This is a genomic window from Enterococcus sp. 3H8_DIV0648, assembly GCF_002140655.1.
GTDB lineage: Bacteria > Bacillota > Bacilli > Lactobacillales > Enterococcaceae > Enterococcus_A > Enterococcus_A hulanensis.
Genome location: NZ_NGLG01000001.1, coordinates 580,812 through 594,919 on the forward strand (window position 1 = coordinate 580,812; position 14,108 = coordinate 594,919).

The following is a 14,108-nucleotide window of genomic DNA, read 5'->3' on the forward strand; positions in this document are numbered from 1 at the left end:
GCGAAGATGCTGACTAAAAAAGAAAAAGAGCTGATTGACTATTTAAGCAAGAAGAAACGCTGGGTGACCTCGGATGAACTGGCAGAATTTAGTAAGTGCACGACCCGTACGATTCGCAATCGCGTAGCTAAGATCAATCAAAATCAACCAGAACTCATTTCAACCAGCCATTTGGGCTATCAACTGAACGCAGAAGTAAAATTGCCTGTAGGTGGAACGGAAGATCGGAAATCTCGAATTTTTTTAGAGCTTTTGAAGCATTCCTCTGAAGGTGTGGATTTTTACGAGTTGGCTGAAAAACTTTTTATTTCCGAATCCACCTTGAAAAACGATATTCAACAATTAAAAAAAGAGATCACAAATGAAGCGATTCAAATCATTTTTGAACAAGAATACATTAAGTTAACCGGTCCAGAGCGGGCCAAGCGCCGCTATCTCATTTCACTTTTATACAATGAGAGTGATCTGCAGGAAAAACTAAAAGCTAGTATTCAGCAAATGATCGGCTACATTTCGTTAGAGAAGCTGCAGCAGACGATCCAGGATGTCTTGTCTGATCGTAATATCCAGATCAATCAATACTCATTAAATAATATCGTCCTACACTTTGCTATTAGTATCGAGCGTATTCGACAAGGTCATAGTTTAAAAAAGAGCCTTAATAGAGATTCTGCACAAAGAAATGCAGAGTTCTTGATTGCTGAAGAAATTAGTAATAAATTAGCTCAGCAATATGACATTCATTTTTCTCATGCAGAGTTGGAGCAATTGTCCTTATTATTTATCGGCATGCAAAATGAAACTTTAATGAGTGAAAATAGTCAGCAGCTCTCTAATTTTGTAAATCAGAAAATCATCACCGCCCTGCAGGATGTTTTAACAGAAGTGGAGCAGACATACTTAGTCGAATTGCACGATGAAGAATTTTTCAATAAGCTGGCGATTCATTTACAAAGCTTGTATTATCGCTCCCATTACGAAACCTTCACACGCAACAGCAGCTTACTGGATCTGAAAACAGCCTATCCATTAACCTATGATTTAGCAGTGTATATCTCTTCGTTGATTCAAGATCGTTTAGACATTTGGTTCAATGATGACGAGATTTCCTTCATTGCTTTACATATTGGTTCTTTTCTTGAAACACAAAAACACTTTCGCAATCAAGTCACAATCCAACTGATTGTGAACGACTACCATGATATCGCAGAAAATTTGAGCAAGCAGATCGAAGAACGCTTCGGGGAAACTATCAATCTCTTAGTTACGGAAAAATGGAAAGCAGCCAAGGGCAATTACGATCTATTGTTGACGACAGATCGTGAGACGGCTTCTGAATATGCTGGTTCAGTCTTTATCCATCCATTTTTAACCAACAAGGATGTCAAAAAAATCGAAAAACGAATCAATTCTTTAAAATCACAGCGGGAAAAACGCCGCATGTATCAAGCCATTGAAAAATTTATTTTGCCGGAGCTGTACTTTAATCAGATTGATCCTGCTGGCTTGGAACCTTTTGAAATCCGTAAACAAATCAATCAACGGATGATTGAGGAAGATTTTGTAGATGATCAGTTTTTCGAAAGAGTAGAAAAACGTGAGCGGATGTCTCCAACAAGTTTTCCATCTGGAATTGCTGTTCCTCACTCGGTTGAATTAGAGGCACAGAGAAGCGGTGTTGCCATCATGACCTTACAAGAACCGCTAGTTTGGGCAGATCATACGATCAAACTAATTGCTTACATTGCGATCAATAAAAATGAAGCTAATGAATTCAATAATTTTTTTGAAACCTTCATCGAGATTGTTTCTGAGCCGATCAATACAAAACAACTAAGTATGAGTGAAGATTATGACGAGTTTATTTTACGACTCAAGTCTATGGTAGAAGCCGATGAGTAAAAATTTTTTAATTCGTATAATCCCAGTGTTTCTCGGTACGATCCTGATGGGAATCGGAATCGAGATAATCGTGGTCGCTGATCAGGGCTTTGACTCAGTTAGTACATTGATTCTAGGTTTAATGAATCATTCAACGATTCCGTTTGGCCGTTGGAGCCAATTAATCAGTATAGTATTTTTACTGGTTACCTTTTTTTATAAGCGCAGCATGTTGGGAGCAGGCAGTATCATCAATACTTTATTAGTTGGTGAGACGATTAATCGAATTGCTCCAACCCTCCAATCAATTGACGTGCTCCAGAATAATATCTTTGCTTCATTATTGGGCTTTTTTATCATGGCGGTGGGAACCGCTCTTTATTTATCTGGAGAATTAGGTTCAGGACCTTTGGAAGGAATGATGTTTTGTATCTGCGACCTTTTGCACATCTCTTTACAAAAAGGTCGGGTTTTATTAGATTTGATTATTGTTATCAGCGGTGTTTTACTTGGAGGTTCGTTTGGTTTAGGGACAGCCTTTGCGATTTTCCTATTAGGGCCAATGATTCAAGCGGATATTTCGATTTTGGAAAATATTAAATTAAAATCTTTCTGGTCTCGCCAAAAGAAGAAACGATTAACAGAATGATACGATAGATGTAGAGAATGTACTCAAAGTACATTCTTTTTTACTGCCAAAAACAGAAAATGTTTTGACGAATAGAAAAAAAGCGAGTAAACTAAAATTGAACGAACCGTTCAATTAATGGCTGAGGTGATATTTTTGAAGAATCGTTTAGATTTAATTTATGAAGCAGCGAGTCGATTGTTTATCAATAAAGGCTTTGCACGAACGCAAGTACGCGATATTGCCAGAGAAATCGGGCTATCTACCGGGATGATCTATCAGTATTTTAGTGGGAAAAAGGACATTCTCAGCTTTATTTTGAAGGAAGCGGTCAATCCAGGATTTTTTGATCATGAAAGGCAATTCCCAGTTACTTCAGGTGCCTCTGGTATTTTTGATCATTTAGAAGAGGAGATCAAGGCGACTTTTGAGAAAAATCAGCAAGATTTTGATACTCATCTGAAGGATCAGGCGGCGGATTATTCCTTGGAAGAGATGTTATCTGATGCCTTTGACGTAATCGCAAATTATGCAGTCAGCTGTTTGATCATCGAGCACAATGAGGCGGATCTGCCGGAGCTCGCTCATTATTATCGTGATTATCGCAAACGTTTTTTTGCTCAAGTTCAGCAGTACGTTGATCTGTATATTGAAAAAAATGAATTTCGTAAAGTGGAAAACACTTTTTATACGACCAGGGCAATAGTAGAAAGCCTAGCCTGGTGGGGAATGCACGTTAGATATGACGCGTTTGAAACGGAAACAGACATCTCACCAGAAAAAGCAAAAGAAGTTTGTTTAGATTTATTACTGCATGCTTATCAAGCCTAACAGAGCACAGCTCTGTTTTTCTTAAAAGAAGAAATTGAATGAACGGTTCAATTAACAAGGAGGAAATAAAGATGAAAGTTCGCAAACAGCTGTTTTATTGTTTATTAGGGGGGATTTCAATAATCGTTGGCTTGACTGCCTGCGGCTCTGACGAGGAGATGAAGCTCGTTAATACGGAGTCAATTTCGATTGATTCAGTTTCTAATATTTCACTAGATTATGATGCAGACGATCTGCTGATTCAAAATTCTAAGAGCAAAAAGATTGTTCTGAAGGAATATATGAGCAGGGATAAACGCAAATATTACTCAAAGATATCCCAAAACAATCATGCAGTAGCAATCAAAGAAGGAAAAAGACCGATCGGATCGAGTTTTAAAAGTAAGATGGTTTTGTCTGTGCCAAAGGATTATTCAGGCGAGTTAGAAATTCATTCTACCAGCGGAAAAGTTGAAACGACTCTTTCAAATCAAGCTTTGGCGTCTGTTTCATTAGATACCACGAGTGGCAAAATTTCTAGCAATGACTTAGCAGCAAATACGATTACACTGACTTCGACGAGCGGAGTGATTTCCAGCAGTACCTTAATTGCCAAAAATAAAATTAAAATCAAAAGCACCAGTGGACCAATCAACTTACAAGATGTTGATGTTAAAAAAATGGAGCTGCAGACAACGAGTGCGGATACCGAATTAAAGAAAATACAGGGGCAAGTAAACTATGAAACAAAAAGTGGAGAGTTAACACTTTCTGATTTCTCCGGCAACGGTGAGTTCACAGCTAGCGGTGAAGGAAGTATGACACTAAAAATCAAGAAGTTAACCGACGATGTATCAGCATTCTCAAAAAACGGAACGGTCACACTAAACTTACCGGATTCTAAAAAAGCTCAATTAAGTTTAAAAACCAAGGAAGGAAAAATAAAAAATCAAAGGGATGATTTAACAGAAGGAACTAAAAGCTCCGTACCACGAATTAATGTAGAAACCAGAAACGGTGATATCAATGTGAATTAGTTTTTTATAGGAGGGATGAGGCATGAAAGAAACGAGGAGATTCTATTGTAGTGCTGAGAGCATAACCAGTGGTTTATTGCATTTGTGGGGCGCGTTATTGTCGATTGGCGGGACAGTTCTATTGATTTTGTTATCTGTTAGAAAAGGAGCGGCACCGATTCAATTAGTTTCCTTTTGTATTTATGGCGCCAGTTTGATTTTACTTTTTTCAGCGTCGACTATTTTTCATATTTTCTATATTTCACCAAAAGTCCATCGAATCCTGAGGAAGATTGATCATTCAATGGTCTTTTGTCTGATCGCAGGAAGCTATACGCCGATTTGCCTGCTTTGTTTGGATGGCTTAATTGGCTGGATCAGTTTGATTCTGATCTGGTCACTAGCCTTAGTCGGAATCATCGGAAAAATATTCTGGTTTAAAGACTCAAAAGGATTCAGCGCTATTATTTATGTAATCATGGGGTGGGGGATCGTATTTTTGATCAAGCCGCTTGCCCAAAATCTGCCCTTTGCAGCAATTGTTTGGTTGTTTATAGGCGGCGTTCTCTACACGGTGGGGGCCGTCGTTTACGCTTCTAAGAAATGTCAATTTCACTTTCCGGCTTTTGGCAATCATGAATTGTTTCACCTCTTTGTTTTGGCCGGTGCCGCTTGTCATTACTATATGATTTTCCAATATGTTTTGTAAGTTGTTAAAGAAAACTAATTTATCGATTTTGGAACTAAGGGCTATTCGCCCTTAGTTCTTTTTTCTTACAATTGCTAAGAAAAAAGGGGCTGTTTGAGTCAATGAAGAAAGACAGAAAAGAGTAGACTAAGCTTATAGAAGCGGTTATGACTCAAATTAAACAAAAAAATCTGACTCATTTAATCAACAAGTCAGAAGTGAATATTACATATTTAAAATCAATCAGTTTTACTTTCCTTTAGGCCTTGAATAACTTCTCTTACTTTTGAAATGGTGTCTTGTGCGTTCTCACGATTATGGAACATTAGAATCACATAAAGCGAATCGATGATACTCAATTGAGCGATTCGTGATGCTAAAGCTTCCGAACGAAATTCGATTTCTTCAGAGATAGAAATGAAGACCACATCCCCTAATTTAGCTAGAGGAGAGTTGATTTGGCTGGTCATCACGATTACCTTTGCCCCATTTTTTTTCGCGGCTTCGGCGATATGAATGGTTTCTTTTGATTTTCCCGAATGCGAGATGAACATCGCACAATCTTCTTCAGTGAGTAAAGAAGCCTCCATCAATTGAAGGTGATAATCTGTGCTGTGTCCAACCGGGATAGGTGAACGCAGAAACTTATGGTAAGCATCAGTTGCTACAATCTCAGATCCGCCGACACCAAAAAAATAGAGCCGTCGAGAGTCGGAGATCATCTTCACTGCTTTCTTCAAATCTGTTTCCTTTAATAGTTTTTTTGTATCGGTCAAAGTGGATACATTCGAATCGAAAACTTTTTGCGCCATCACTAATTCAGAATCATCTTTTTGCACATTTTCATGGATAGTGATAGCAGTCAGGTCGTTTTCTTGTTTCAATAAGGCCATTTTAAAATCTTTGAAGCCATTAAAGCCTAAAGTTTTAGTGAATTGAAAAAAAGTCGAGTCAGCAATACCTAATTCAGCAGAAAGATCACTGATAGAGCTGTGACTAACCTTACTGGGATTTTCTAGTATATAATCAGCAATCGCTTGTTCTTTGGGGCTGAAGTCATTATACATCGACTTAATTTGCAAGTGAATAGGGCTAGACATCTGTATCCCTCCATCTTTTAGTGGTTGTTATTCTTAAGATACTAGTAAACGAAAAAAAAATCAACAAAAATATTTTTTATTTTTATTGTTTACAAAAAAATATTTTTTTGTATAATAAGAGTATAAGTTTGAATGCGTTATCAGAAATCGGTTTCTATGAAATTGGTCAAAATGGATGACGGGTGATTAAAGCAAAAGAAGGAGGCGGATCAGATCGGAGAGTAGTAGGTTAAGTTGTAATAGAAGTGAATTTGTCAGTCATGAAGGATCAAACAAGACTAAAAGGAGCTTTAGTGATGGGAACATACAAAATTGCGATAGTAAACTCAAGTAGTTTCGGCAAAATTTTTCACGATCAATTGGAACGGCTTGAAAAAATCGGTGAGGTTCGTTCATTTACAGTCGATGGAGAGATCGGCGGACGTGAGTTAGCAGAATTGTTAGCAGGCTACAATATCATTATTGCAAGTGTCACACCATTTTTTACGAAGGAATTTTTTGAGCATAAGGATGAACTTATTTTAATTACCAGACACGGTATTGGATATAACAATATTGATATTGAAGCCGCTCGTGAGCACGATACAATCGTTTCGATCATTCCAGCTTTAGTGGAACGAGATGCGGTTGCTGAAAACAACATCACGAATTTGTTGGCACTTTTAAGAAAAACCGTCGAAGCAGATTTAAGCGTAAAAAATGATAGTTGGGAGGATCGGGCCAATTTTGTCGGTCGAACTCTATTCAATAAAACCGTCGGCGTAATCGGCGTTGGAAATACCGGCAGCTGTGTTGTAGAAACATTACGAAACGGATTTCGCTGCAATGTTTTAGCATATGATCCTTATAAATCGGCGTTGCATGTGGAAAGCTATGGAGCTAAAAAAGTTGATTTACCGCAATTATTGAAAGAAGCAGACATTATCTGTCTTTGTGCCAGTTTAAATGAAGAAAACTATCACATGATCTCTACGGAAGAAATAGCTCAGATGAAGGATAATGTTTATCTTTCCAATAGTGCTCGTGGGGCACTACTTGATGAAGAAGCAATTGTCAGCGCTTTAAAATCTGGCAAAATTGCCGGATTGGCGACGGACGTTTTAGAAGAAGAGCCGGGACGAAAAGATCATCCTTATCTAGCTTTCAGCAATGTCGTGATGACGCCTCACACTTCGGCGTACACGATGGAATGTTTACAGGAAATGGGTGCAAAATGTCTGCGGGATGTTGAAGATGTGGTAGCTGGAAAAATTCCTGAGCGCTCCGTTCAAGCTGAAAGCAAATTAGTAAGTTAGGAAGGAGAGCAAAGATGTTAACCGATTTAAAGGTTAAAGTTGGCCCACAGTTTTATCGATACCATATTGGTGCGATCGATTTTGTACCAGATGTGTTGCAAGAATTTTCAGCGAAAAACGTGCTGATTGTTCATGGTCAGATTTCATTTGAAAAGGCCAAACCTTTTCTCACCTTTTTAAATCAAGCAGATTATAACTTTCATTTTCTACAATACACTGGCGAGTGCAGCTATTATGGTGCCGAGCGAATTGCTAAAGTGGTAAATGACAATCAGATTGATTTCATTATTGGTGTTGGCGGCGGAAAACTGTCAGACCTAGTCGGCTATGCCGCTCATACGTTGAATGTGAATTTCGGAGTGATCCCGACACTGGCTAGCAATTGCGCACCTTGGACTCCGCTTTCGGTAATGTACAAGGAAAGTGGCGAGTCTGAAGGAAAGAGCGAACATTTCTTACGACAAGCGGTCTTTTTCATTACAGATCCCGAACTCGTGGTTGATGCACCTGTAAACTATTTTGTCGCTGGTCTAGCGGATACGATCGCCAAATGGTATGAGTCGGATGCTATTTTACAGCAGGAACATTTGATAAATGAACCGTTCTTACAGCTGGCAGGCTATACTTCCGAACTTTGCAAAGATGCGATTTTGAACAATTCAGCCAAAGCAATCCAAGATATGCAGGCAGGAAACGCAACAGAAGAATTTATTCATTTATCTGAAATTGTCTTTGCGGTTGCCGGCTTGGTCGGCGGATTGGGTGACAAGTACGCGAGAAACGCGATTGCTCATGCGATGCATGATGGGATGAGCAAATATATTCCAAAGAGTCATGATTTCCTGCATGGAGAAAAGGTTGCTTATGGGATTTTCTATCAGCTGGCGGTTGAAAAGAAATGGGACCAAATTGATGCGTTATTGCCATTTTATCAAGAGTTGAATTTGCCAATGTCGCTAGAGCAAATGAAGCTTTTCCCAGCAGATGAAACAGTCATCGATCAAATCGTGACATTTGTCGATTCAAAGGAAAAAGTTCATCTGCTGCCGATTCCAATTACAGTCGATTTATTGAAGGAGTCAATCTTTGAGTTAGAAAAGTATATTAATCAAGAGTAAAAGTCAGTTCCAGTATTTTGCAGAGACAAAAGTAAGATACCTTAGTGAAGTGACACATCCGATGGGAAATAAAATTATTTTTGTTTATAAAACATCAATACGAAATAGGAGGAAATTATGGATACTTTAAGTGTAATGCAGAGCCTGCTGATTGCTTTATGGGTCGCTGCGGTAATGTCGAGATGGCTAGGAGGAGGGGCAACCCTGACCTTGCGTTTTTCCCCGCTTATGACTGGTTTAGTTGTAGGGATTATTATGGGAGATGTTGCTCAGGCGATGATCGTTACTGCCGCTTTGCAAATGATCTATATGGGGGTTTTCTCACCAGGTGGATCAATGCCGGCGGAACCGTCAATTGCAGCAGCGATTGCTGTTCCAGTAGCGTTGTTAGGAAATTTGAAACCAGAAGCGGCGATTGCAGTTGCCGTGCCAGTTGGACTTTTAGGCAGCTATTTGTATCAATTCCGTTTCTTCATTAATACATTCCTAGGAAAGTATACGGACAAGGCTGTTGAGGATTTGAATGCCAAAGCAATGAAACGTTCAATTATTTTATATCCAACGATCGCTTCATTTGTTCTATTTGTACCACTAGTATTTATTGCCCTTTACTTAGGTGCGCCAATTATTGCAGATGTCATTAATGCGTTAGAAGGAACGGTCGTCATTCATATTCTTGAAGTAGTCGGTGGCGGTTTAGCTGCTATCGGTATCGCAACAACGGTATATGTAATTGGACGAAAAGATTATATGGTCTTTTTCTTCCTTGCTTATTTCATGAGTGTAGTATTGAAATCCCTTGAAATTACCATGGTAACTTATGCGATTTTTGGAATCTTAATCGCGTTGATCTTTGTTCAATCGCAAAAGGGCAAAGGTGGAACTCCAGCAGCCGAATCGGCAGGAACGAGCTCTAGTGCCTCCTTTGATGATGACGATGATTATGATGACGGATTTTAAAGGACTAAATTAGGAGGAAAAAACAATGACTGAAGTATCAAATAATCAAGCAGCGGCTAATAAAAGTTTAGCGCCTGAAGAAATTACCAGTAAAGATGTTACGAAAGCCTATCTCAGATGGCATTTTGCAAATGAGATTCCTCATTCATTTGAACGTTACTTGGCACCATCCCTGCTTTATGCCATGATGCCGATTTTGAAGAAATTATACAAGGACGATGACTCCTTGAGAGCTGCTTATAAACGCCAGCTACTATTTTTCAATACCCAGTTGAGCTGGGGCGGCGGTGTTATCACTGGTTTGATGTCATCTATGGAGCAGCAGCGGGCACAAGAAGAGTATGAGAACAAAGAAATCTTAATGCAAGATGACTTAATGTACAATACGAAAGCTGGTTTGATGGGAGCCTTAGCCGGAATTGGGGATGCGATCGACTCAGGGACTGTTCAATATATTTTCATTGCAATCGCTGTTCCTTGGGCGCAACAAGGTAGTGCATTAGGTGCGTTGTTCCCATTTGTTTTCTTCGCTATCTATCAAGCAGCACTAGGTGTTTTCTTTGCTAGACAATCATTTACGATGGGACGAAATGCCACTGGTTTGATGCAAAGCACTGGAGTCCAAACGGCAATCGAAGCTCTTTCCGTATTAGGTTTGTTCATGATGGGAATTTTGGCAGGAAACTATGTAAAAGTCGAATCGACACTGAAGTTTGCGATCTCGGGACGGAAGTTCGTTATTCAAGAAATTCTCGATCAGATCGTACCAGGAATTTTACCGTTGGCAGTCGTAATGGGTGTGTATTGGTTCTACACGAAAAAAGGCTTAAAAGTAACCCAAGCACTACTCTGGCTGACCTTGATTTTAATCGTTTTAGCCGGAATCGGAATCTTATAATTAGAAAAGGATGTGTGTTAAATGGGCGTAATTAATTTAGCTCGAGTGGATGAACGTTTGATCCACGGACAAGTAATGATGACTTTATCACAAAAAAGCGGTGTGAACTCAATTTTCGTAGTAGACGAAGTAGTAGCTAAAGATAAATTTATGCGTGATTTGTATAAGAATGCCGGTAGTCGAACGGGTCAGAAAACAATCGTGATCACTCCGGAAAAAGCCAAATTCTACTGGGATGAATTCAACTTTAAAGAATATAACTGCATTTTGATCACCAAAACAGTCAGTGTTATTTACGATTTGGTAAAACATGGTGTACCAATGAAGGAATTAAACATCGGCGGAATCGCCCAAAAGGATCCAGACAAAGATTTACTAGTGACGAAATCTGTTTATTTGAATAAAGACGATGCGGAAAAATTAAAGGATATGAATGAAAATTATGGCGTCGAAGATATCTACTTCCAAGCAACGCCATCGGCACCAAAATCTAGTTTAAAAGATGTATTAAAACAATTCGGTCTGTAAGATTTACTAACTGAAAGAACAGGAGAGAGTATAGATGGAGCAAACAGAGGGATTCAAAGATTGGTTATTCCGTTACCAATATGTTTACCGGCTGCGTCGGACAGAAAAAAGCAAAAAAAGATTCCTCGCTGCGTTGGTAACAGATATTGCTAAAATGCGAGAAGATGTGCGGGTCATTGAATACAACCAGCAAAAGAAATACGCTGCTCGAAATGTCTATGTTGGTAATATCAAACAAGCGGATCGCGTGATTTGCACCTTCTATGATACTCCTCCTGAGAGTTTCGGTTCTTATCAGCTGTTTGATCGTAAGGATCAAGCCAAAAAGACGACCAGATTCATTTTGGCGAGTACGATAGTTGCGATTCTGTTGGGAATCATCGGTACGTTGATTTATATGCGCCTTTCCCCTAACTCGTTCCAATTGAACTCCATTGGTACATTAGGGATCGTGGCGATTTACGCAGCCTATTTTGCCTTGCTGGGTAAAGTCACCAAAGGGCTGTCCAATCGAAAAACGCTGGTTCGCAATACGTCATCGATATTGGCGATGCTGAAAATGATCGCGGAAAACAAGCAAAAAAATATCGCCTATGCTTTTTTAGATGAGGGCAGCTATGGCAATAAAGGTTTGGACGAACTGCAAGATCAAGTCAAGAATCACTGCAAAATCTATTATTTGGACAGTGTTGGCGCCTCAGCACCGCTGCATCTAATTGGTGAATCGCCAAACAGCAGCAAAATCAATGGCAACGTGGACTATCAAGCGGCTGATCAAAAGGTAAGTTATCTTTTTAGCGCAAGAAAAGATCAAGAACATACAGGTTTTTATTTAAATCCAGCTGATTTAAAAGAAAAACAGTTGAACATGGAAAATATTGCCACTGTGACAAGCTTGTTTCAGTGAGAGAAATGGAGGGGCATATGTTAGGAATCGTAATTGCCACACACGGAAAATTAAGTGATGGCTTGAAGGATGCCGCCGAAGTTATCGTCGGCGTAACAAATAATATCGCAACAGTCAATTTAAATTCCGGAGATGATGTCCAAGAACTAGGTAAAAAAATTGAATCAGCTGTCAAAGAGGTTGATCAGAAAGCTGGCGTGATTATTTTAACGGATTTAGTAAGTGCAAGTCCGTACAATCAATCACTATTGATCACTAATGGTTTAGATCCAGAGCTTCAGGCAAACGTATATGTGATCGGCGGAGTAAACTTGCCGATGCTATTAGAAACGATTAATCATCAAATTTTGAGTACACCAGTTGAACAGGCCGCACCAGCAATAATGGCCCAAGGTGCCGATAGTTTAGATATTTGGCATGCTTCAGCAATTGAAGAAGATGACGATGAAGATGACTTTTAAATAGTTAGGAGACTAAAATTAATGAAATGGGGCTTTAGATGGTATGGAGAGAAAGGCGACTCCATTCCTTTAAATCATGTGAGACAGATCCCAGGAATCAACGGCGTAGTCGGTACTTTGTTGAACAAAATGCCAGGCGATGTTTGGGAAGTTTCTGAGATCCGCGAACTCAAAGAGTCAATCGAAAAGGAAAAATTGGAATTACTAGGCATTGAAAGTGTTGCGATTCATGATGCGATCAAAGCCGGTACTTCCGAGCGGGATCATTACATCGACAACTATATTCAAACGATCAGAAATCTATCTGCGTGTGGTGTTAATTTAATTTGTTACAGCTTCAAACCGATTTTCGGCTGGGCGAAAACGACCCTTAATTATGAAAATGAAGATGGTAGTTTCGCACTGTTGTACGATCAAGCCGTAGTAGACAATATGGAACCTGGCGACATGTATAAATTAATCAGCAGCCAATCAAAAGGCTTCCAATTATCTGGCTGGGAAGAAGAACGCTTGAACAAGTTCAATTCATTGGTTGAAATGTACGATGGTGTAACCGAAGACGACTTGTTTGATAACCTGCAGTACTTCCTTGAAAAAATCATTCCGGTTTGTGAAGAAACGGATGTTAAAATGGGAATTCATCCGGATGATCCGCCTTGGGAAATTTTTGGCTTCCCGCGGATCACGAAGAATTTGTCAGATTTGCAGCGAATTATCAATATGGTTGATTCACCATACAATGGCGTTACGTTATGTACCGGAGCATTAGGCGCGGATCCTGATAATGACATGGTAGAGATCGTTCATGCGATTGGTGATCGCATCAACTTTGTTCACTTCCGCAATGTGGAATTCTTAGACTATCGCAAGTTTAAAGAAACTGCGCATTTATCTACGGAAGGTTCATTAGATATGTACGCAATCATGGAAGCTTTAGTGGAGGTTGGCTTCGATGGAGTGATTCGTCCAGACCATGGCCGGACGCTTTGGGGTGAAGTCGCAAGACCGGGCTACGGTTTATACGATCGAGCGATGGGAATTACCTATATGCAAGGGCTGCATGAAGCCATTACTAAAAGCAAAAACTAAAAGATTGCGTAGAAGGTGAGTGAAAAGATGCCAGTAAATATGAAGCATAAAGTCTATGAACAGCTAACGCAAACAAAATTATTGCCACTATACACGGCAACTGATTTAAGCTATTTGACGAAAGTTGAAGAGATTTTATTGGAGAACAAGGTGCCGACGATCGAAGTGACATTTCGCAGTGAATTGGCTGCAGAGGCGATCAAGCAATTATCAGCATCCGGTAAATTGATGGTGGGAGCGGGGACTGTCCGAACATTAGCAGAAGCTAAAATTGCTATTGAAAATGGTGCGCAATTTGTTGTTTCTCCAGCAGTTGTTCCTGATGTAATCGAGTATTGCTTAGAACAAGATGTCCCAGTTTTTCCTGGAACTGCGACACCAAGAGATATTCAACTAGCAGCAGATTACGGAATCAACGTTGTGAAATTTTTCCCGGCCGATATTTATGGAGGATTAAAAGCGATCAATGCACTGAGCGGTCCTTTTTATGACATAAAATTCTTACCGACTGGCGGGATCAATGAGGAAAACTTTGTCGAGTATCTAGAGAATCCACATGTATTAGGTGTCGGCGGTTCCTTTATTCTCTCTGAAAAAATAATCAAAGAGGATAATGGAGTGAAGATGAATCAGATTCTCAAGTCATTGGTCGAGCAAATCCAATAATTGTAACTTAAAACAAAGAAACATTCATGCTGAGTTCTTTAACAGAGGAACAAAGTATGAATG

General features: G+C 39.5%; 15 protein-coding genes. 14 read left to right on the forward strand and 1 reads right to left on the reverse strand.

The window, feature by feature from the left end; translation table 11 throughout:
• The first annotated feature begins 6 nt into the window (after positions 1-6).
• The 5 genes from A5875_RS02600 to trhA all read left to right on the forward strand — a co-directional run bounded on the left by A5875_RS02600 (position 7) and on the right by trhA (position 5,044).
• On the forward strand, positions 7-1,902 hold the full coding sequence (locus tag A5875_RS02600) for a BglG family transcription antiterminator (protein WP_088932159.1): 1,896 nt from the start codon (positions 7-9) through the stop codon (positions 1,900-1,902).
• Complete coding sequence (locus A5875_RS02605) at positions 1,895-2,530, forward strand: YczE/YyaS/YitT family protein (RefSeq protein WP_088932160.1); 636 nt, start codon at positions 1,895-1,897, stop codon at positions 2,528-2,530. The genes A5875_RS02600 and A5875_RS02605 overlap by 8 nt, the downstream gene beginning before the upstream one ends.
• A 135-nt stretch (positions 2,531-2,665) precedes the next feature.
• On the forward strand, positions 2,666-3,340 hold the full coding sequence (locus A5875_RS02610) for a TetR/AcrR family transcriptional regulator (protein WP_088932161.1): 675 nt from the start codon (positions 2,666-2,668) through the stop codon (positions 3,338-3,340).
• Between the two features lie 71 nt (positions 3,341-3,411).
• Positions 3,412-4,356 (forward strand): DUF4097 family beta strand repeat-containing protein, encoded by a 945-nt coding sequence (locus A5875_RS02615; protein ID WP_176244603.1) that lies wholly within the window; start codon positions 3,412-3,414, stop codon positions 4,354-4,356.
• Positions 4,357-4,378: 22 nt separating this feature from the next.
• Entirely contained in the window at positions 4,379-5,044 is a 666-nt protein-coding gene (trhA, locus tag A5875_RS02620) for a PAQR family membrane homeostasis protein TrhA (protein ID WP_088932163.1), read from the forward strand.
• Between the two features lie 218 nt (positions 5,045-5,262).
• Here the strand turns inward: trhA and A5875_RS02625 are convergent, their stop codons facing one another.
• Positions 5,263-6,123 carry a MurR/RpiR family transcriptional regulator gene (locus A5875_RS02625; protein ID WP_088932164.1) on the reverse strand — a complete coding sequence of 287 codons (861 nt, stop codon included), beginning with the start codon at positions 6,121-6,123 and terminating at the stop codon, positions 5,263-5,265.
• Between the two features lie 296 nt (positions 6,124-6,419).
• Here A5875_RS02625 and A5875_RS02630 point away from each other — a divergent pair, with 296 nt between their 5' ends.
• The 9 genes from A5875_RS02630 (at position 6,420) to A5875_RS02670 (ending at position 14,045) form a co-directional block, all read left to right on the forward strand.
• On the forward strand, positions 6,420-7,418 hold the full coding sequence (locus A5875_RS02630; protein WP_176244604.1) for a D-isomer specific 2-hydroxyacid dehydrogenase family protein: 999 nt from the start codon (positions 6,420-6,422) through the stop codon (positions 7,416-7,418).
• A 14-nt stretch (positions 7,419-7,432) separates the two neighbouring features.
• Positions 7,433-8,536 carry an iron-containing alcohol dehydrogenase family protein gene (locus A5875_RS02635; protein ID WP_088932165.1) on the forward strand — a complete coding sequence of 368 codons (1,104 nt, stop codon included), beginning with the start codon at positions 7,433-7,435 and terminating at the stop codon, positions 8,534-8,536.
• 117 nt (positions 8,537-8,653) lie between these two features.
• Positions 8,654-9,496, forward strand: a complete 843-nt coding sequence (locus A5875_RS02640) for a PTS mannose/fructose/sorbose/N-acetylgalactosamine transporter subunit IIC (RefSeq protein ID WP_088932166.1) — start codon at positions 8,654-8,656, stop codon at positions 9,494-9,496.
• Between the two features lie 25 nt (positions 9,497-9,521).
• Complete coding sequence (locus A5875_RS02645) at positions 9,522-10,394, forward strand: PTS system mannose/fructose/sorbose family transporter subunit IID (RefSeq protein WP_088932167.1); 873 nt, start codon at positions 9,522-9,524, stop codon at positions 10,392-10,394.
• A gap of 21 nt (positions 10,395-10,415) precedes the next feature.
• On the forward strand, positions 10,416-10,922 hold the full coding sequence (locus tag A5875_RS02650) for a PTS system mannose/fructose/N-acetylgalactosamine-transporter subunit IIB (protein WP_088932168.1): 507 nt from the start codon (positions 10,416-10,418) through the stop codon (positions 10,920-10,922).
• Positions 10,923-10,956: 34 nt separating this feature from the next.
• Entirely contained in the window at positions 10,957-11,829 is an 873-nt protein-coding gene (locus A5875_RS02655) for a hypothetical protein (RefSeq protein ID WP_088932169.1), read from the forward strand.
• Between the two features lie 17 nt (positions 11,830-11,846).
• Positions 11,847-12,290 carry a PTS sugar transporter subunit IIA gene (locus tag A5875_RS02660; RefSeq protein WP_088932170.1) on the forward strand — a complete coding sequence of 148 codons (444 nt, stop codon included), beginning with the start codon at positions 11,847-11,849 and terminating at the stop codon, positions 12,288-12,290.
• 21 nt (positions 12,291-12,311) lie between these two features.
• Positions 12,312-13,379, forward strand: coding sequence for a mannonate dehydratase (uxuA, locus tag A5875_RS02665; RefSeq protein WP_088932171.1), 1,068 nt, complete (start codon positions 12,312-12,314; stop codon positions 13,377-13,379).
• A gap of 27 nt (positions 13,380-13,406) precedes the next feature.
• A complete protein-coding gene (locus tag A5875_RS02670; protein WP_088932172.1) occupies positions 13,407-14,045 on the forward strand; it encodes a bifunctional 4-hydroxy-2-oxoglutarate aldolase/2-dehydro-3-deoxy-phosphogluconate aldolase in 639 nt (212 codons plus the stop codon).
• Positions 14,046-14,108 lie beyond the last annotated feature (63 nt).

Coding starts and splice junctions, on each gene's coding strand:
- A5875_RS02600 (WP_088932159.1), top strand. CDS start 7: ATGCTGACTAAAAAAGAAAAAGAGCTGATTGACTATTTAAGCAAGAAG.
- A5875_RS02605 (WP_088932160.1), top strand. CDS start 1,895: ATGAGTAAAAATTTTTTAATTCGTATAATCCCAGTGTTTCTCGGTACG.
- A5875_RS02615 (WP_176244603.1), top strand. CDS start 3,412: ATGAAAGTTCGCAAACAGCTGTTTTATTGTTTATTAGGGGGGATTTCA.
- trhA (WP_088932163.1), top strand. CDS start 4,379: ATGAAAGAAACGAGGAGATTCTATTGTAGTGCTGAGAGCATAACCAGT.
- A5875_RS02625 (WP_088932164.1), bottom strand. CDS start 6,123: ATGTCTAGCCCTATTCACTTGCAAATTAAGTCGATGTATAATGACTTC.
- A5875_RS02630 (WP_176244604.1), top strand. CDS start 6,420: ATGGGAACATACAAAATTGCGATAGTAAACTCAAGTAGTTTCGGCAAA.
- A5875_RS02635 (WP_088932165.1), top strand. CDS start 7,433: ATGTTAACCGATTTAAAGGTTAAAGTTGGCCCACAGTTTTATCGATAC.
- A5875_RS02640 (WP_088932166.1), top strand. CDS start 8,654: ATGGATACTTTAAGTGTAATGCAGAGCCTGCTGATTGCTTTATGGGTC.
- A5875_RS02645 (WP_088932167.1), top strand. CDS start 9,522: ATGACTGAAGTATCAAATAATCAAGCAGCGGCTAATAAAAGTTTAGCG.
- A5875_RS02650 (WP_088932168.1), top strand. CDS start 10,416: ATGGGCGTAATTAATTTAGCTCGAGTGGATGAACGTTTGATCCACGGA.
- A5875_RS02655 (WP_088932169.1), top strand. CDS start 10,957: ATGGAGCAAACAGAGGGATTCAAAGATTGGTTATTCCGTTACCAATAT.
- A5875_RS02660 (WP_088932170.1), top strand. CDS start 11,847: ATGTTAGGAATCGTAATTGCCACACACGGAAAATTAAGTGATGGCTTG.
- uxuA (WP_088932171.1), top strand. CDS start 12,312: ATGAAATGGGGCTTTAGATGGTATGGAGAGAAAGGCGACTCCATTCCT.
- A5875_RS02670 (WP_088932172.1), top strand. CDS start 13,407: ATGCCAGTAAATATGAAGCATAAAGTCTATGAACAGCTAACGCAAACA.